Source organism: Enterococcus sp. DIV0682, assembly GCF_051712685.1.
Taxonomy (GTDB): domain Bacteria; phylum Bacillota; class Bacilli; order Lactobacillales; family Enterococcaceae; genus Enterococcus; species Enterococcus faecalis.
The window spans coordinates 21,921-38,254 of sequence record NZ_JBIOPK010000002.1 but is presented as its reverse complement, the minus strand read 5'-3'; the positions used below and the strand labels follow the sequence as shown (position 1 = coordinate 38,254).

Genomic DNA, 16,334 nt, shown 5'->3' with positions numbered 1-16,334 from the left:
TTACGACTGCCAGTCTAAAAGACTGGTATTTTTTATTGAATTTTTTTGAAGAATATGCTATATAAATAACATATACCTCAAAAAAATTAGATAATGTTTTCTAAACCGCTGTTGAAGCAATCAGTTGTGATTGCTTCTCTTTTTTTATTTCCTTTACTCAGAAGCTTCTTGTTTTAGAAACTATTAGCTTTCCACTTTTTAACTGTCTCTTTACTTTTTATCCTCGTTCACTAGATTCTTCTAAAGTGACTGATGAATCAGTTTCAAGCACACATTCTTGCACAGATAAACTTTTCGGTTCGATAATTGACCACTTCAATTTCACAGTAACAAATGTTTCTTTTAGATATTTTCCTATATGAATATGAGAAGATTGTCCTTCTATATAGGCAGGTTGGATATCGTTCTCATGTTCAACTATTTTAAAACCAACTGGAACAAAAATCTGCCCAGCGTAATCAAATAAAATAACTTGATCTTGAATACGTTTAGGAATAGAAGCAGCGTCTCTTTTTTCTCTATAATCTGTAATAACAGCTAAATGGTTTCTCGCTCTTTTCCAAAAAAGGTGAATCGCAAGAGTACTTAAAAGAAACGTTACTAAATGGGAAAGAAATGTAAAAATGAATTCTATTGGAATATCATCCAACGTTTGGATATTCGGAATTTGTTTTTGCCAAATTAAATAGACAAACCATACACAACAATAATTGGTAAATATTTTTACTAAATGACATAATCGCTCTCTTTTATAGTATGATTTAGACATGTCTACCATCAAACCTACGAAATGGATAAGAAATAAAATAAGTAAAAAACTACTTAACGTAGTGGCTACAGCAGCAACCAGCTGCTGTTTAGATATTCCACAAATTTTATCTAATTCAAAATAAATTAGACTAAAATTCCAAAAATACAACAGACAGACTATCTTCGCAAAGTGTTTGATAAAATAAATAAGATTCATCCATTGAACACGATAAAATGCAGAACTTGTTAGGGTTGCTACACACTTATTTTTGGTTTCTTTCATTTCACGTTTTAACTCGTTGAACATTTTTTTAGCATCATTTTTCATTTGTTAAACCTTCTTCCATCATAAATTCTACAGAGTGACTGTTTGCTTGTCGCAACGCACGATTTTGTGAACGTAATTCTTCATTTTCTAGTTGAAGTCGTTGTATTTCATCGTTGACCTGCTTTAAAAAGTCCAACGACTCTTGAATTGCTTTTTGTTTGTCAGTCAATAAACGTCGACGTTCTCTATATTTTTCCTCCATGAATCTAATTGATACCAATGATACTGCCGTTGATATCGGTAGTAGCATTAACAATAAAAAATTGTTCATTGTTTGATTTTCTCCCTTCTACTTTTCTTCTTATTTTCAAAATCCTTTCTCGTATAAACAAAAGAAAAGCAGACACATTGTCTGCTTTTCTCTGTTTCTTTATTTCGGCATGATATAACTCAACATACTTGTTTGAGTTGCTGCAATTGTACGAGTAGATACGACGTTTAAGCCTTGTACATTCATTTCTGAAATGTAAATAGAACCGTCTTGATTCACTTTTTCTACAAATGCGACATGACCATAAACTGGGTCTGCACCCAACACGCCTGCAGGAAAGGAAACAGCTGTTCCAGCTTGTGGTGTGCGACTCACTTCATAACCTCGGGCTTGGCCTGTCACACCCCAGTCTTTTCCATTTCCCATGGTTAAGTCAATGTGTTTGCCTAATTGCGTGATTCGATTATAGACATATTGCGTACAATTTCCCCACGCATAGCTGTTTGCCGTATCATAGTTTTCCCCGTTATACGCTGGAAAATCAGATCCTGTCATTTCTACTGTTGCTTTCGGATGATCATACATAGTTAAGTCGTAGGTTTCAATTAAGCCGTTTAATTTCTGGTTGTACTGACTATCTGTCGCATAACGTCCTGTCAAATACTGAGTAGCTTCTTGATAGGTTTTCGCTTTACTTTTCCAGACACCTTCATAAAAAGAAGCGTTCCCTGCCAAGCCTTCTTTTAACAGTTTCGCATAATCTTTTAGGCTCTCCTCGTAGCTCTGATATTGTCTAAAGGTTGCTTGGGTAGTATAAAGTGTTCCATTGCCTAAATCCTCTTGTGTCGCAAAAGAGACCCCTTTTCCGTTATGTGTGCCTTTAATGCCAAACAAATTATAATTTGGTGCTTTTGATAGTAAACTTTGACCACTAGCAGATTCTAAAATTGCTTGTGCAATCATAACGGAAGCATACAAATCATTTTCTTGCCCCACTTTTCTAGCTGCTTCCCCAATCTTTTGAATAAACTGTTCCACACTTTCATTTCGTTCAAAATGAACCGTCCCATCAGAAGAAAGCGTACTTTCTGGCACTAACTCTTGAATAGGGGCTGATGGGGCTTGGTGGTATTCTTTGACTTCGTCTACAACAGTTGCTGCTATTCCTTGATTTGTAGTGCTTGTTTCTGTATTAGTAGAAACACTTGATTGAGTGGACTCATTTTGTTGGTTCGTCGGCTTTTCTGTTGGCTTTTGTGGTGTTTGTGTCGGTGTTGAATCCGTTGGCTTAGACTCTTCCACAGGCTGATTTTCTTCTGGTTTTTGTTCTGGTTCTACGGGTGTGGTTTCTGGTTTGCTTGAATCTGGCACCGTAGGTGTTTCTGGTTCCACTGGTTGCTCAGGTGTAGTTGGTGGTTCTTCCGTGGAAGAATCTGTTGGTGGTGCTTCTGGCGTTGTTTCTGGAGTAGAATCAACGGTTTCTTCTGTTTGTTCTCCAGTACTTCCTTCTTGAATCGTCGCAGATTCTGAAGAAAGCGTTGGCGACGTAGGTTCTTCATTTGCAAAAACTGCTGGTGTATAGCCAAATACTTGGCTAACAACTAATAATGCAGACAATAATTTACTTGTTTTCTTCATGACTTTTCCTCCATTTATTTCATTTTTTTCTTACCAAACAGAAGTATATACATCTGTTTGTGAAAACTTTTTTAACACATTATAAAATTTTTTCAAAATTCTGTTTAAAGCAAGTCGTTTATTTGTGTTATATACTCGGTTAACTGCGGGACTTTCTTAAAAAAGTTTACCAGTGTCTGTTTTGAAAAAGTAGGTTTAAAGTAAAATGCAAAAGGGTGATTCTCCTTGATAGGTATCAAGACGTCAAAGGAATAAACTTCCATTGCTTGATCTTTAACTTGGTTAAGTAGTAATTCTTCAGGATCGGCAAATTCTCCTATAATGTATCCTTTATTTGTTTTAAAACACAAAACTAAAGAATACTCTCTTTGATTTTTGTCTGTGGGTACATACAAATCTGGCCAATAAGGTTCCGTCCATAATGAGTTATAATCAAATAGATAAAACTGATTGCATTGATACGCCATGATACCTTCTCCTTCTAATTTTTTACTTTCAGGTGCCACTTGTTTAATTTTCGTTTCTTTATTTTGGATGATTTTGGTACGTCAAATCCAAACAAATCTTTCCAAACACCATGGCTTCCTTGTACAATCGGTATCGGCAAACACTTGCCTGAATGTATCAAAATTATCTGGGTATATGCCCTCAACTGATCTGGCTTCAACAAGCCGTTCTTCTGAAATTCCAACACTTTATTCGGTAAAAGTGAAATCCGAAAAAGATAATTATTTTCATCATAATAAAGTTTTACATCTGTTTCTCTCACTGCCAAAGCTTTTCCTTCAGCTTTAAAAATACTTCCCATAAAGTTCCTCCTAAAATTTTCTCAATCATTATAAGTAAAAACAGTGAACTTCACTGTCAAAAAATACTATGTTACTCAACATGTAAAGCTAGATAACTTAAGCATACGCCTAAGAAAAAACCAACAAATAAGCCACATGCAAAGAAAATGCTACTCATTTGTGTGCGTCTCCTTCTATTTTCTTATCATCCACAAACAACTCTGTTCCATCTTGGTTTACACGTACTTTTTGATTATTGGTTGTTATTCCGCTTAACTCTCCTGAATACAAAAAGTCCACTTGATACAAATCAATAGCATTGTCTGCAAGTTTTTTAAATTGTTTTGGTTTATTTAGATAGTTCTCATTAGTAATTTGAATATTTTTTACTTCCGTACCTTTAAGGGTACCTTTTAAATAAAGTCCTGGGAATTTTTCCCTTTTTGAACCGTCCGCTCCATTAAAAATAAAAGTAACACTAAAAGGAATATCCTTCTTTTTTTGCCGATCTTCAATCTCTATAATTGGTCTAAACTTCTCATTTACCTTTTCTGATAACAGATAATGTTTTTCTTCCAATCTCTGTTGAATCGTATCTTTCCACTTGATCTCTTGTTTAGCATACAAACAACCCGTCACAAATAAAGCAATACCATAAAAATAGGCAACATTTCCTAGTAGAAACCAAAATTATTGAAGTAAATCGCCTGTTTCTTTTAACTCTTTTTCATTTCTAAAGATTCTTTTTTCAACATCCACAATATTTGAATCTAGCACCTGTATACTTCCCTTCAAATCCTCATAAAAATTAAATATATCACTTAAAAGAACATATTTTTGAACATATAAAAAAGTAAGAATAATTAAAATAGATGGAAAAATCATAAAACAACTGAAGGGAGCGTCAATAATTTTGTGTAAATAAATTGTCCTCCTGCAAAATAATTAGTTACTCAGTAAACATTGAAACTAATGTATCGGTTACCTGTTGAAAACCTTTATGGCTTCTGTTTAGAAATTTTTGATTGTATGTATCAAAAATGCTGACTAGAAAGCGTTCTAGTGATTCTTCATTTTGAAACTGCTCTTTTCTACGGCTGTATCTTTTAATTTGCTTATTGAAAGACTCGATTAGATTGGTTGAGTAAATGGTTCTACGAATGCTAGGTGGAAAATCATAAAAAGTTAATAAGTCTTGGTTTTCTATGAGTGACTGCGTCACTTTAGGATAGTTTTTCTTCCATTTCTCAATCATGCCGGATAAGAAGGTATTCGCTTCTTCTTTTGAGTTAGCTTGATAAACAGCCTTAAAGTCATCACAGATTTCTTTTCGGTCTTTGACACGTACTTTATGAGCGATATTACGAGATACATGGATACAACAATGCTGATATTTTGCTTTAGGATAAATTTGATGGATAGTATCTTTCATGCCTTTTAAGCCGTCCGTAATAAAAAGCAAGACTTCTTGAACTCCTCTGGAGTTAATATCCTGTAGCAGCTCATTCCAAACGTATGTTGATTCAGTTGGAGCAATCGCATAACTCAGTACTTCTTTAGTGCCGTCTTCTCGTATACCAATGGCAATATAAATCGCTTCTTTGGATACGGTTTGACGTTTTAGTGGAATGTAAGTAGCGTCCATAAAAATAGCGACATACTTATCATTTAAGGCTCTGGATTTAAAGGCATTTACTTCTTCAGTCAGAACTTTAGTCATGTTGGACATGGTTTGTGGAGTATAGTGATGACCGTACATTTTTTCGATCAAATCAGCAATTTCAGACATCGTAACACCTTTTTCGAATAAATGGATAATAGTGGTTTCCAATGTATCGTTTGTTCTTTTGTAGGCTGGTAAAGTTTGTTGTTTAAACTCACCATTACGATCTCTAGGTATTTCCAATGTTAATTCACCATATTCGGTTTTGATTGATCGAAAGTAAGAACCGTTTCTCGAATTACCTGAATTAAAACCAGTGCGATCATATTTTTCGTAATCTAAAAAAGCCGTTAATTCAGTCCGTAGGAGTGTGTTTATCGCTTTTTCTAAGTGCGAACGGAATAATTCATTTAAATCGCCTTTAGTGACTAGAGTTTGCACAATTTCTGTAGTAAAATCATTCATAGGGAAGTCCTCTTTTCTGTGAATTGGTTGTCGTTAACTTTATTCTACAGAAGCGACTTCCTTTTTTGTATGGATTTTTTCATTTACACAAAATATTTTACACTCTCGGAATTTGCTGAGTTTTTTATTGTTTTTCAACCCAATTGTGTGTAGCTATTTGTGGTCTATTTTCAATTTTATTTTGATTTAACAGGTTCTTTTTCTCAATTGCACATTCAACGAATAAATTGTAAAAAGACTTATAAAATAGCCCTTTAGGACTTGTAACAGTAGAATCGGTTTTAATTTTATGCGTCACTCTTCGCAAACATTGGTCAATTTCTTCTTGATAATCTTCCCCAATCAAAACAACGTTATAGTCTTTTTCAGCTTTAGTTTTAGCTCGAATTATGGTCCCTACTTGTTCATGGGCTTCTTGAATAGTATTAGAGAACGCACCAATAAATTTTAAGCTATCTTTGTTAAGAAAGGTGTTCTCTTGAACTTCTGGAAACTGATCGAGTAATAATTGTTGTTGCAGCTCCTCTTTTTTAGTATCTATTGTATCTATTGTATCTAAATTATTTATATATAGATTGGGTTGGTTTTTCCCACTTTCGAAAAAAGTACTGGTATTAGTGGATTCTTCTGGACGTTGGTTTTTCCCACTTTCGAAAAAAACGCTGACTTTATCGTGTTTATCCGAAGGTTGGTTTTTCCCACTTTCGGGAAACTCATTAGTATGGCTAGCTTTATTGAGGGCATAAACATCTGTTGCAGTAACTTCAAGCTTCCCTAAATACAAACGATTCGGATAATTTTTGAATTCACCAGTAGGAAGTTTTTTAGGAGGAATACGTTTTTCATAAAGTAAATTTTTACTTTTTAATTCTTTTTTTATTTTTGCAATTTTATTTTCTTTACATCCTAAAATTTCCATCAGTTCATTTCGGGTAAAGATAAAATAAATATGTCCATCTTGATCTATCCAATTATTTTGAATTGAATATTCACATCGGTCTTGTAGCATTGCGTAAGCTATTTTACTATCGTTAGACATACTTTTATAAAATTCTGATGTAAAAAGTACTTTAGGCAGTTGGTAATACAAATTTCTATAGGTTTCATTAGCTGAAATGAATTGAAACTCATTCATAGTTCTATCCTCTTTTCTGGAATTAAATTTGAATAAATTTTTTTAGGTCAATTATAGATATACCATAAGTATATTTAATGCACAACAGAAGCCAGTTATTATGTTATAAGTTATAAGTAAAGAAAATAGACATAACTTATAACTTAAAAAGTAAAAAATTATAAGTTATAAGAAAACATAAACTTATAACTTATAATTTTTTACTTTTTTATTTTATCGTTTTTCTTGATAATAGGGGATTATAGTTGAATATAGAGAAATAAGTTATAAGTTATAAAAAAATCCTAATTTATAACTTATAACTTATTTAGATTTTTTGGTTATTTTTTTATAACTTATAACTTTATTTTTGTAGAAAAATTATTCATTATTTAATTTATCGAAAGCTTCTTCAATTTCTTCTCGCAAGTGTTCTTCTTTAGCAACACCTAACTTTGTTTTGATATATGCTTCGGCTAAAGTGTCTATATACTTTTCAAAAGTAATTCGACCTGTCTCAACTTGAAATTCTTCCACATAATCTTTTAAAGTTTCTAGCTTACTTTCTAATGCGGGAGAAATCATTTTAGGTCGACATACTTTATAACGAGAATCAGTTATTTTTTTAGGACGTCCTCTTTTTTTTGTTGTAGGTGTAATTGTCGTATTTGGTAAATGCGCTTGAGAAGGAGATATATTTTTTTTTAAAGCACTATTTAATAATGTGTCGCTGCTAAAATTCATTTCTCCATCCATTTTAACTCTTTTTTTTGGTTCTTTAATTAATTTGTTGAATTGTTTAGGAGTAGAATACGCTGAAGTATTAAAAGTTTTTCTATCATTTGACAACATCATTCAATCCCTTCTAATAAAAAATCTGTTCTAGCTTCAATTTCATTTAAGAGGTTTATGAATACAGAATGGGCTTTGAAATCCCATTGATCATAATTTCCATTTTTGTGTACAAATAAGTGAATTCCATCTGTTGAATATCCTTTTAATCTTTCTTGGTAGGTAATCACAGTGTCTAATACAGCGCTATCATATTCTTCTTTTGCTTCATTCATGATTTTATTATCAATGGTTGAATCAGGTTTTAACATACAAGCAATAATTCCAACAACTTGTAAATCAATGTTGTATCTATCAACCATAAAATTTTGATAACCTATATATTTTCTTACACCTTCAAAGGATTCTTCTTGAGTTTGAAAAGCAATAATACTATAATCAGCTGCTACCATTGCATTATCAGAGTATTCAGAGATAGTAGGGGGAACATCTATAAAAATAGTATCATATTGTTCTTTTATAGGCTCTAACAATTTTTTTATAACAGATACTTGTTCTAATTCTGATTCATAACTTTTGATTACAAATTTAGTAAAGGAACGAAAACTAGTATCACAAGCAATTAAATCTAAATTTTCCATAATAGGTGTAATACAGTTTTTTAGTGACATTTCTTGAATACCATCAGTTATAGTTTTATCGATATGTTCGATATTTGCTGTTCTAGCTAAGGTTTGAGAAGCGTTACCTTGGGGGTCCATATCAAGTACAAGAGTCTTTTTATTTTTAATCAGTGCGTTGTCAAATGCAAGCATAGTTACAATTTTAGTTTTACCTACGCCACCTTTAAAGTTTCCTACAACATATGTGGATGTCATATCAATCGTCTCCTTAAAATTATTCTGTATAAATATTATAAGTTATAACAAAATACAAGTCAATAACTTATAACTTATAAAATATTAATTTGTTAAGGGTGATAAGACTTAATCAACTAGTAAAATATTTATAAGTTATAAGTTTAATTGTAAAAGCAGTACGAAATTTACAAAACAACAAATGATATTTTTGTAAAAATATAAAAAAGGAAAAGTGTAAAAATAAAAACACAAGAGTATGTTTGAACAACATTCCTTGTGTTTTTATTTTTTGTAGTAGAATAGTAAAATAGTAAGAAATTAATTTATTGAAAAGGATCGTTATTCAATAATTTTTTTAGTACGTCTGTGACGTTCTAAGTGTAGCAAATAATCGTCTTGCAGTTTTAGAAGGTCTGAATAGACCTGATCCATAGTCTTGCTGGCTGATAAAGAAAGAGAATAAATAAATGAGATAGGAAGAGTTTCAATTTTTTTGTTGCGAGTAATCCAAGAAGAAACAGTTCCTTGAGAGAAAGCGTGTAATTCACAAAATTCTTCAACAGTAATCCCTAGTTGCTTGATAATGTATGTGTTGATAGGGTGTGGATACACAAAGGTTTTTCTAGGCATGGTGGGTAATTTTCCTTTCTCATTTTATTAATGCGTTTGCAGTAATATTTTATCAAACTCTAAGCAATAAGGGAAGGACATTCCAGCTTCTTTTTGGTTTGACCTCCTTAAATAATATGTTATACTATAGGTGCGAAGCGAAATTAATCGAACATGAAACACCAAAAATCCCTCCTAGTGCAATAGGAGGGATTTTTTTGCGCTGTTGCGACTCAGCGTTGGGATTAGAAGCAACTGCTTTGGTTATCTACTAATCGTCTAACCATCGATCAACAAGTAAGAGTACAAGGCCCACTAAAAGTGGGGCGATAACCAGCGAAATTAATTTCTCGAACATGAAAACACCCCCTCACGGGGCAGTTGCCTCAATAATTATAGCATAACTTTGAACTCCACCTACACAGTAGTTAAATCTTCAGTAATTTATTTAACTGACCTAAGAGCGTACGTCCGCTTACACCAGGAACATTTGTATTTATCAGAATCACTTGACATTCTACTTGCCAAACAGCCACACGCACATTGTACATAAGCAATACTAGTTGTTTTATTTCCTTCTTTGATTACTGATCCTCGATAATCATATGTCTTCATAAAAATCTCCGTCACTGTAATATTCATTGATAAAAGCATCGATTGCGTTGTTTTCTTCTTCGGTTAACTCTGAAAATTTTATTTCTGAAAAAGGATTGTCTATCGTTTTTTCGGGTTCGTTTTCCGACCATTTGTAAAAATCATGTATTTGTATGTGCCTAATATCGTAAAAATCGATTTGCTGATCTCCAATGAGAACGACATCGAATTCAGCCATGCCACGAAATACACCACGTATAGAAGGTTTTACACGCTCATATTCATCTAAGGAATTAAGCTGAATTTCTAGAACCTTATTCTGTTTGATTGAGCGACTTAGCAAGTGTTCTATTTGAGCCTGTGACTGCTGGGGTAAACGTTCAATTTCTCTTGAATGATAATCATTCGTCTCTTTGATTGCTGCTTGTAATTCCCCTAAAGGAAAGGCTGTTGGCCACTTCAATTCAAAAGGTCTATCGACGTAATCATTGTATGGTTTGAACTCTTTTTTCGTTCTTCTTACCATTTTGAACACTCTCCTTACTTGAACATTATACGAACAAACGTTCTTATAATCAAGTGCTAGATTTATTGTATACCTGAAAACTTTTAATTTGGTTGGACTGAACGAAGAGAGGGGTACCAAACTAAAACGTCGAAGGCCAGTTGAGCAAATTGAAACTAATTATTCGCTTTTTCTGATTTGGCCATGTTCCTGGTATAAAAAATCATTCGTATTTAAATAGAAATTTTTTTATTATTTCCACCTGTAGATCACCATTTAATCATGTAAAAGCGAACGTTAAAACATCTTCATTGCATAACTACCAATCAATATTTGTGAAAATGGCTTAGAATTGCTCTCTCAAATTAATCGTATAGTTAAATTCAATCTATATTTTAAGATTCTAGTCAAAAAACAACTAAAAAACTCACTGCTCTAATCAACAGTGAGTTTTTGTGTAATACATGCTAGCTTATACTTAATTAAAATCCTGACCATCCTTTAGGTGTTTGTATCAAAGTTAATAATTCTAACAGTTCACTAGGCGTTTGAAAATTATTTCTTAACGTAAATCCACTAATTGTTGGTTGTAATTCTTTTTTTAAATCATAGAATACTTCTCCTGATAAAGCTTCTTTTCTTACTCTTAATAAAAGATCATTTAAGTTTTTATCTGAAGAAATCTGTGGATTCGCTAATGCATTATTTGTTAATTGAATAATCTTTTCCAACACTTCTTTTTTCTTGATGTCCATAAACTCTCCTAAAAAAACGATTGTTTAACTCCAAATACCGATAGACGCCCAGCCTCTATATTTTTGGCCCTCTTTAGTCACAAATTTTTGCAATTCAATAATTGATTTAGGCATTTCAAAATGATGTCTTGCTAAATACTCACTATTAATTGTACTTAATTTATAACAGACTTCACCGATATTTGTTTCATTAGTTGTCAATCTTTTGGCACATTCAAATAACTTATCTTTTAACCCCTCATATTCATTTATTTTAGGATCATTATACGCTTTACTAAGTAACTCTAGTAATTCTTGTTGTTTATCCATTTTAAACTAATCCTTCCTATCTAGGAGCCCAAGGGCCATGTTGTACCCAACCATTAACAATAATTTTTCCAATTTCCCTTGAAGCTTTATTCCAGTCTACCCAACATTTTTGCTTATTACAATATAAACCATTTCCGTAATACGTAGCAGCTTCTACATTTGTTCCTAATGCTGTAAAACCAATCCCAATCATGCCACAAATAACTAAGCCTTTAACTAATTTCTTTTTCATGAATGTTCACCTCGAAAAATAAAAATTAGAAAACGTCTTCTATATAGAAATTATAGAACTATTGGTATAGTTTTGTAAATGTTAAAACAAAAGAAAGTCAAGTCCAGACTCCTGTGTAAAATGCTATACAATGTTTTTACCATTTCTACTTATCAAAATTGATGTATTTTCTTGAAGAATAAATCCATTCATCATGTAGGTCCATAAGAACGGCTCCAATTAAGCGATTGGCTGATGTTTGATTGGGGAAGATGCGAATAATCTTTTCTCTTCTGCGTACTTCTTGATTCAGTCGTTCAATTAGATTGGTACTCTTTAGTCGATTGTGGGAATTTCCTTGTACGGTATATTGAAAGGCGTCTTCGAATCCATCATCCAATGATGCGCAAGCTTTTGAATATTTTGGTTGATCGATATAATCATGAATCAATCGATTTTTAGCCTCACGCGCTAAGTTAATATCTGTGAACTTAAAAATTCCTTTAACAGCTTCTCTGAAAGATTTTGAATTTTTTTTAGGAATGGTGGTAAAGATATTTCTTAGGAAGTGAACTTGGCATCTTTGCCAACTTACGTTGGTGAAGGATTTTCTAATGGCAGAGACTAATCCTTTGTGCGCATCAGAAATAACGAGTTCCGTACCTTGTAAACCGCGTTCTTTTAGGTATTCAAAAAATGTTGTCCAGGTCTCTTCGCTTTCGCCACTTTGAATCATGAAGCCGATAATTTCACGGTCGCCATCTTTGGTTATTCCAATCGCTATATGACAGCTTTTTGAGAGTACTCGATTTTCTTCTCGTACTTTTATATAGAGTACATCGGTCATTAAGTAAGGATAATTTTTTTCTGATAATAAACGATTCTGCCACTCGTTAACCATAGGTTCTAGCTGTTCTGTTAAGCTAGAAACGAAGGACTTAGAGACGGATTTACCACAAAGTTCTTCCACAATTTTTGATACTTTACGAGTTGAAACGCCTGATACATACATTTCCAACATTGAAGCCATGAGGGCTTTTTCGTTTCGTTGATAACGTTCAAACACTGTGGGTGAAAAATGGCCATCACGTGTTCTGGGTACTTTTAATTCTAGCGTGCCTACACGTGTCGTAAAGCTGCGCTCATAATAGCCATTTCGTTGACTTTGTCGGTTTTCTGTTCGTTCATATTCTTTTGCTTGAATATATTCTGTTCGTTGATTTTCCATTAGTTGATTAAATACCGTTGTTAAAATATTTTTAGAAACGTCATCCTTTACAGAATATTCAATAATGCTTTGAATCTCTTCGCTTTTCAGTGTAAAATGTACTTGGGTCATGTAAAAGTCCTCCTGGGTATGTTTTTGTCGTTAAAAACATTGTACCGTAAAAGGACTGTTATATGGCCTTTTTACTTTTACACAATTATACGGACTTTATCCAAAAGAATTTCTCTAACATTTTTGTAAGTTGGTATTTATCAATTTCAATTGTTTTTTACCTGATTATTGTACCATTTCATTCGAAACAAATATTGCCATCAATACTTTCTTTTTATAAAATAACCTTGATGTCTATATATAAATTTTTCAAATTAACAAGGAGAAATGAAACCGATGCTTATCATGCTGCTAGTCATTGTTGCTATGTATTTTTATCTGTTTCGTACACAAAAAAAGCAACAAAAAGAACGACAAGATTTTTTAAACAATTTACAACCAGGAGACGCTGTTGTGACTATTTGAGGGTTATATGGAGTAATTTCTGAAATATCTTCAGATAAAAAGAAGGTAACTCTTGACTGTGAAGGCGCACTTTTCGACTTCGATCAACAATCTATACGAACGAAAAAATAAGCAGAAAGGAATCCCTCTCTGCTTATTTTTTTCTTTTATTTGGCAAAGAATAGCCTAATTCTTTCAACTGTTTTTTCGTGACCACATGACGAAATTCTCCATCAAAAACGATCACTGTATATTGATTTATCACTTCAACTTTTCCTTTGAGCGTTTGTCCCATAACAGATTGACAATGCACAAATGATCCGATATCTATTAAATCCTTACTTTTTTTGGCCAAAACACAACCTCCGAAAATAATAATTAAAACCACCTATCTAGTAGGTGGTTTGGAAGAAATAGTCTCTGAAGAACAATTTCAACGTAACAGTCTATAAAAATTTTATCGTATTTACTTTCCTATTTCAATCTTAACTTCCCTAAAAAATCTTGGTACAATTATTCATGACTTTTATTTAACTAGGAGGAAATCATGAATATACTCTTCTTAAGTATCTGCCTTTTTTATATAGCCACTATCTTAACAGGAGTTTATCACTGGCGAAATAACAAAAAGAAATAAAGAAAACATTTAGAAATTTTCCATCCCAAAATAAAAAGGTAACAACCGCAAAAAAATCGAGGTTTAAATTCATGACACTATTATATTGAGGGTGCGATCATTACCTTAGTTCATTTTACCAATTTTTTTGCTAATTTTAAATCCCTCATTATTTCTTCTTTTTCAATACAACTATAAGAATAATCAACAGTAAGAAAATAACTCCTACTAAACCAAGTACTAACCACTGAACGTTTCTGCTTTCTTCTTTCTCTGAAACATCTGTTTTATTCAATGCAGTAGCTTTTTCTTCTGTAATTGTAAATGATTTTTTTAATTGCCATTCTTGCTTTTCTGATCTTACAGTCATTGTTAACGTATACTTCCCTGCCTTCATCTCTTGTTTTTCATAATAAATGGGAAACTGAAACAGACTACTAGGCGCTATTTGCATGTCTTCTTTCTTTTCATTTAACACTTCTTTTCCACTAGTATCTGTTACACTTGCTTCAATCGATACTTTATTAATATAGTTTGCCGTTTTATTTTCAATTGCTGCACTAACTACATTCCGACTATTTACCTGTGTAGGGGTTACTTCTTTTAACGTAACGGCATTTTCTACAGGTGTTTTATCTCCATGGACAAGTAACGCAATAGCATAGGCAAATTTATTTTTAAACATCCCTTTTGTTTCACTTGAAGTCTTTTCTTCTGTAACATCCCGAAGAGTAATTCCTCCCGCCACAATCCCTGCATAATCTTTAGTCGGAACAGAAACATTTACTACAAAATCTACCGTCTGTTTAGGGGCAATTGTCTGCTTTTCTTTTTCAAAAGAAGCAACTTTTGTAATATCAAAAGGGACACTCGAAGTAAGTTGATTTTGAGTCTTGCCATATTCCACTACACCATTAATATTGGTGGTTGCTGGACTCAATTCTCCTGCCACTTCAATTGCTTCCTCCGAATTGTTTGTTACATGTATAACCAAAGGGACAGATTCATTCACAGGTAACGACAAATCAAAATATGTTTTGCTTTTATCCACTTGATACACTGATTGTTCTGCATTCACTGAAAAATCTGCTTGATTTTCTGCCGCTACCCCCGTAAGGGAAAAACCTATTAAACTGAGTAGCGAAATGATTCCTGCTCCTATGTATACTGCTATTTGTTTCATACTCTTTCATCCTTTCTAATCATTTTAATTAGTCCAACTACTAAAATCATGAGTAATGTATAAACAATTGTTTGCCACCAAGTATCTGTAAAACCACTAAATATAGGCAGTTGTTGGTCCAAAGAATAGATTACAGGTAATCCTATAATTGTTGCAAGATAGGAAAGAATAATTGATTGTACTTGTTGCCATCTTTTTCTCACAGTTCATCCCTTCTTTCATTAGTTATACGATTATCCCTTTGTTCTGACGCCATTTATTTAAATACGGTACAGAAACACCATAATAATCCGCAATCTCTTGAAGAGTATACCCTAATACTCGTAAACGCATATATTCTTCTTGGCTCATTCTACGAATTTTTCGCTTATCAGAAGTTAATCGTCGTAATTTTTCACTACACACCATAATTTTCTTATATAATTCACTGGTTTCATCTCTATGCCATTCATCATCTAATGCATCAAACGTAATAATTCTATTCGTGTCGCTTTAATTTTGTTCTTGTCCTGAAGAATTTTTTCATCATTTATACATCGTGTTTCATACATATCTCTTTACTCCATTTACTTTCTTCTCACTGTAAATACACCCATTCTTCTTTGAAAAAAGGGAAGCGATTTGCTTCCCCTTTTTTTTATATTATTTATGGTGCTGGCGCATCCGTTAATGTCCAAGTTAAATCTGCAGTATATTGTTCTGCTGATTTTGTTGAAGTTCCTGGAACGTGTAATTTCACGCCTGTTGTTTGCCAAGTCCCAGTCGTTACTCCATTTCCGTTTCCAGCTGCTGCATTCATCACTTTCACTGACTGTTCTGGTGTCAAAGTCGTATCTGAAGCTGTGACTGTTTCATTACTTGAATTAGCTACTACTCCACTAGCTAGACTAACTTGAGCCCCTGTTAATTCTTTTACTCCAGCTTTCAACTTCCCAGCTCTAACTGTTAGTGTCCATCCAGCTGATGAACCACGCAAATCTGTCACCTGAACTTCACTTTGTGCTTGTGCATCATAGTCTTGATCTTGTGTGGTAATTTGTTGTGTACCAAAATTAAAACTTGGCACTTTATCCAACGTTAAATCTCCTGCTGTAAATGTTACTTTTCCCGTAGTTTGTTGTGGCGCTACTGCATCTGCAGAAATTGAAGAGAATCCAATCCCTCCTGCAATCATAGCCACTGTTAATGCACTAGTTAATTTCATTGATTTCATAAATTTT

At 33.0% G+C, this 16,334-nt stretch carries 24 protein-coding genes; 1 reads left to right on the top strand and 23 read right to left on the bottom strand.

The features are described from left to right. Positions 1–217: 217 nt before the first annotated feature. The 18 genes from IGK96_RS13940 to IGK96_RS13855 all read right to left on the bottom strand — a co-directional run bounded on the left by IGK96_RS13940 (position 218) and on the right by IGK96_RS13855 (position 12,931). Positions 218–1,078: a hypothetical protein gene (locus IGK96_RS13940; RefSeq protein ID WP_438756339.1), complete on the bottom strand. Its 861-nt coding sequence runs from the start codon at positions 1,076–1,078 to the stop codon at positions 218–220. Continuing rightward, entirely contained in the window at positions 1,068–1,349 is a 282-nt protein-coding gene (locus IGK96_RS13935) for a hypothetical protein (protein WP_431449831.1), read from the bottom strand. The genes IGK96_RS13940 and IGK96_RS13935 overlap by 11 nt, the downstream gene beginning before the upstream one ends. Before the next feature lie 99 nt (positions 1,350–1,448). After that, positions 1,449–2,927: a glucosaminidase domain-containing protein gene (locus tag IGK96_RS13930; protein ID WP_438756337.1), complete on the bottom strand. Its 1,479-nt coding sequence runs from the start codon at positions 2,925–2,927 to the stop codon at positions 1,449–1,451. 104 nt (positions 2,928–3,031) lie between these two features. Further along, positions 3,032–3,394, bottom strand: a complete 363-nt coding sequence (locus tag IGK96_RS13925; protein WP_438756335.1) for a hypothetical protein — start codon at positions 3,392–3,394, stop codon at positions 3,032–3,034. Positions 3,395–3,408: 14 nt separating this feature from the next. Then, on the bottom strand, positions 3,409–3,735 hold the full coding sequence (locus tag IGK96_RS13920; RefSeq protein ID WP_101732215.1) for a hypothetical protein: 327 nt from the start codon (positions 3,733–3,735) through the stop codon (positions 3,409–3,411). A gap of 154 nt (positions 3,736–3,889) precedes the next feature. Next, positions 3,890–4,342 carry a hypothetical protein gene (locus IGK96_RS13915; protein WP_438756333.1) on the bottom strand — a complete coding sequence of 151 codons (453 nt, stop codon included), beginning with the start codon at positions 4,340–4,342 and terminating at the stop codon, positions 3,890–3,892. Between the two features lie 322 nt (positions 4,343–4,664). Beyond that, a complete protein-coding gene (locus tag IGK96_RS13910; RefSeq protein ID WP_000997695.1) occupies positions 4,665–5,843 on the bottom strand; it encodes an IS256-like element ISEf1 family transposase in 1,179 nt (392 codons plus the stop codon). A 124-nt stretch (positions 5,844–5,967) separates the two neighbouring features. Beyond that, positions 5,968–6,978 (bottom strand): replication initiator protein A, encoded by a 1,011-nt coding sequence (locus IGK96_RS13905; protein WP_113844386.1) that lies wholly within the window; start codon positions 6,976–6,978, stop codon positions 5,968–5,970. A 360-nt stretch (positions 6,979–7,338) separates the two neighbouring features. Further along, on the bottom strand, positions 7,339–7,812 hold the full coding sequence (locus IGK96_RS13900) for a hypothetical protein (RefSeq protein WP_016622438.1): 474 nt from the start codon (positions 7,810–7,812) through the stop codon (positions 7,339–7,341). Then, entirely contained in the window at positions 7,809–8,627 is an 819-nt protein-coding gene (locus IGK96_RS13895) for a ParA family protein (RefSeq protein WP_016622437.1), read from the bottom strand. Before IGK96_RS13895 ends, IGK96_RS13900 begins: the two co-directional genes overlap by 4 nt. A 321-nt stretch (positions 8,628–8,948) precedes the next feature. Beyond that, complete coding sequence (locus IGK96_RS13890; RefSeq protein ID WP_010709172.1) at positions 8,949–9,239, bottom strand: hypothetical protein; 291 nt, start codon at positions 9,237–9,239, stop codon at positions 8,949–8,951. 250 nt (positions 9,240–9,489) lie between these two features. Further along, a complete protein-coding gene (locus IGK96_RS13885; protein ID WP_107196942.1) occupies positions 9,490–9,576 on the bottom strand; it encodes a type I toxin-antitoxin system Fst family toxin in 87 nt (28 codons plus the stop codon). A gap of 86 nt (positions 9,577–9,662) precedes the next feature. Next, positions 9,663–9,872 carry an excinuclease ABC subunit C gene (locus IGK96_RS13880; protein WP_113844387.1) on the bottom strand — a complete coding sequence of 70 codons (210 nt, stop codon included), beginning with the start codon at positions 9,870–9,872 and terminating at the stop codon, positions 9,663–9,665. Continuing rightward, positions 9,820–10,338, bottom strand: a complete 519-nt coding sequence (locus IGK96_RS13875; protein ID WP_113844388.1) for a hypothetical protein — start codon at positions 10,336–10,338, stop codon at positions 9,820–9,822. The genes IGK96_RS13880 and IGK96_RS13875 overlap by 53 nt, the downstream gene beginning before the upstream one ends. Before the next feature lie 461 nt (positions 10,339–10,799). After that, on the bottom strand, positions 10,800–11,072 hold the full coding sequence (locus IGK96_RS13870) for a bacteriocin immunity protein (RefSeq protein ID WP_113844389.1): 273 nt from the start codon (positions 11,070–11,072) through the stop codon (positions 10,800–10,802). Positions 11,073–11,096: 24 nt separating this feature from the next. Beyond that, on the bottom strand, positions 11,097–11,381 hold the full coding sequence (locus tag IGK96_RS13865; protein WP_263716727.1) for a bacteriocin immunity protein: 285 nt from the start codon (positions 11,379–11,381) through the stop codon (positions 11,097–11,099). Between the two features lie 16 nt (positions 11,382–11,397). Continuing rightward, complete coding sequence (locus tag IGK96_RS13860; RefSeq protein WP_057086846.1) at positions 11,398–11,613, bottom strand: class II bacteriocin; 216 nt, start codon at positions 11,611–11,613, stop codon at positions 11,398–11,400. Between the two features lie 145 nt (positions 11,614–11,758). Beyond that, positions 11,759–12,931 carry an IS256-like element IS256 family transposase gene (locus IGK96_RS13855; RefSeq protein WP_000195429.1) on the bottom strand — a complete coding sequence of 391 codons (1,173 nt, stop codon included), beginning with the start codon at positions 12,929–12,931 and terminating at the stop codon, positions 11,759–11,761. A gap of 276 nt (positions 12,932–13,207) precedes the next feature. Here IGK96_RS13855 and IGK96_RS13850 point away from each other — a divergent pair, with 276 nt between their 5' ends. Beyond that, positions 13,208–13,336, top strand: coding sequence for a preprotein translocase subunit YajC (locus IGK96_RS13850; RefSeq protein ID WP_240186078.1), 129 nt, complete (start codon positions 13,208–13,210; stop codon positions 13,334–13,336). Positions 13,337–13,469: 133 nt separating this feature from the next. Here the strand turns inward: IGK96_RS13850 and IGK96_RS13845 are convergent, their stop codons facing one another. From IGK96_RS13845 to IGK96_RS13825, 5 genes are all read right to left on the bottom strand, one after another. Further along, positions 13,470–13,670: a hypothetical protein gene (locus IGK96_RS13845; RefSeq protein ID WP_010709164.1), complete on the bottom strand. Its 201-nt coding sequence runs from the start codon at positions 13,668–13,670 to the stop codon at positions 13,470–13,472. Between the two features lie 430 nt (positions 13,671–14,100). Continuing rightward, entirely contained in the window at positions 14,101–15,114 is a 1,014-nt protein-coding gene (locus IGK96_RS13840; RefSeq protein ID WP_342082309.1) for a DUF916 and DUF3324 domain-containing protein, read from the bottom strand. Then, positions 15,111–15,317 (bottom strand): hypothetical protein, encoded by a 207-nt coding sequence (locus IGK96_RS13835; protein ID WP_010728980.1) that lies wholly within the window; start codon positions 15,315–15,317, stop codon positions 15,111–15,113. The genes IGK96_RS13840 and IGK96_RS13835 overlap by 4 nt, the downstream gene beginning before the upstream one ends. Positions 15,318–15,339: 22 nt before the next feature. Next, on the bottom strand, positions 15,340–15,522 hold the full coding sequence (locus IGK96_RS13830) for a DNA mismatch repair protein MutH (RefSeq protein ID WP_240185641.1): 183 nt from the start codon (positions 15,520–15,522) through the stop codon (positions 15,340–15,342). Between the two features lie 238 nt (positions 15,523–15,760). Then, on the bottom strand, positions 15,761–16,327 hold the full coding sequence (locus IGK96_RS13825; protein ID WP_113844433.1) for a WxL domain-containing protein: 567 nt from the start codon (positions 16,325–16,327) through the stop codon (positions 15,761–15,763). Positions 16,328–16,334 lie beyond the last annotated feature (7 nt).

Coding starts and splice junctions, on each gene's coding strand:
- IGK96_RS13940 (WP_438756339.1), bottom strand. CDS start 1,078: ATGAAAAATGATGCTAAAAAAATGTTCAACGAGTTAAAACGTGAAATG.
- IGK96_RS13935 (WP_431449831.1), bottom strand. CDS start 1,349: ATGAACAATTTTTTATTGTTAATGCTACTACCGATATCAACGGCAGTA.
- IGK96_RS13930 (WP_438756337.1), bottom strand. CDS start 2,927: ATGAAGAAAACAAGTAAATTATTGTCTGCATTATTAGTTGTTAGCCAA.
- IGK96_RS13925 (WP_438756335.1), bottom strand. CDS start 3,394: ATGGCGTATCAATGCAATCAGTTTTATCTATTTGATTATAACTCATTA.
- IGK96_RS13920 (WP_101732215.1), bottom strand. CDS start 3,735: ATGGGAAGTATTTTTAAAGCTGAAGGAAAAGCTTTGGCAGTGAGAGAA.
- IGK96_RS13910 (WP_000997695.1), bottom strand. CDS start 5,843: ATGAATGATTTTACTACAGAAATTGTGCAAACTCTAGTCACTAAAGGC.
- IGK96_RS13905 (WP_113844386.1), bottom strand. CDS start 6,978: ATGAATGAGTTTCAATTCATTTCAGCTAATGAAACCTATAGAAATTTG.
- IGK96_RS13900 (WP_016622438.1), bottom strand. CDS start 7,812: ATGATGTTGTCAAATGATAGAAAAACTTTTAATACTTCAGCGTATTCT.
- IGK96_RS13895 (WP_016622437.1), bottom strand. CDS start 8,627: ATGACATCCACATATGTTGTAGGAAACTTTAAAGGTGGCGTAGGTAAA.
- IGK96_RS13890 (WP_010709172.1), bottom strand. CDS start 9,239: ATGCCTAGAAAAACCTTTGTGTATCCACACCCTATCAACACATACATT.
- IGK96_RS13885 (WP_107196942.1), bottom strand. CDS start 9,576: ATGTTCGAGAAATTAATTTCGCTGGTTATCGCCCCACTTTTAGTGGGC.
- IGK96_RS13880 (WP_113844387.1), bottom strand. CDS start 9,872: ATGCTTTTATCAATGAATATTACAGTGACGGAGATTTTTATGAAGACA.
- IGK96_RS13875 (WP_113844388.1), bottom strand. CDS start 10,338: ATGGTAAGAAGAACGAAAAAAGAGTTCAAACCATACAATGATTACGTC.
- IGK96_RS13870 (WP_113844389.1), bottom strand. CDS start 11,072: ATGGACATCAAGAAAAAAGAAGTGTTGGAAAAGATTATTCAATTAACA.
- IGK96_RS13865 (WP_263716727.1), bottom strand. CDS start 11,381: ATGGATAAACAACAAGAATTACTAGAGTTACTTAGTAAAGCGTATAAT.
- IGK96_RS13860 (WP_057086846.1), bottom strand. CDS start 11,613: ATGAAAAAGAAATTAGTTAAAGGCTTAGTTATTTGTGGCATGATTGGG.
- IGK96_RS13855 (WP_000195429.1), bottom strand. CDS start 12,931: ATGACCCAAGTACATTTTACACTGAAAAGCGAAGAGATTCAAAGCATT.
- IGK96_RS13850 (WP_240186078.1), top strand. CDS start 13,208: ATGCTTATCATGCTGCTAGTCATTGTTGCTATGTATTTTTATCTGTTT.
- IGK96_RS13840 (WP_342082309.1), bottom strand. CDS start 15,114: ATGAAACAAATAGCAGTATACATAGGAGCAGGAATCATTTCGCTACTC.
- IGK96_RS13830 (WP_240185641.1), bottom strand. CDS start 15,522: ATGGTGTGTAGTGAAAAATTACGACGATTAACTTCTGATAAGCGAAAA.
- IGK96_RS13825 (WP_113844433.1), bottom strand. CDS start 16,327: ATGAAATCAATGAAATTAACTAGTGCATTAACAGTGGCTATGATTGCA.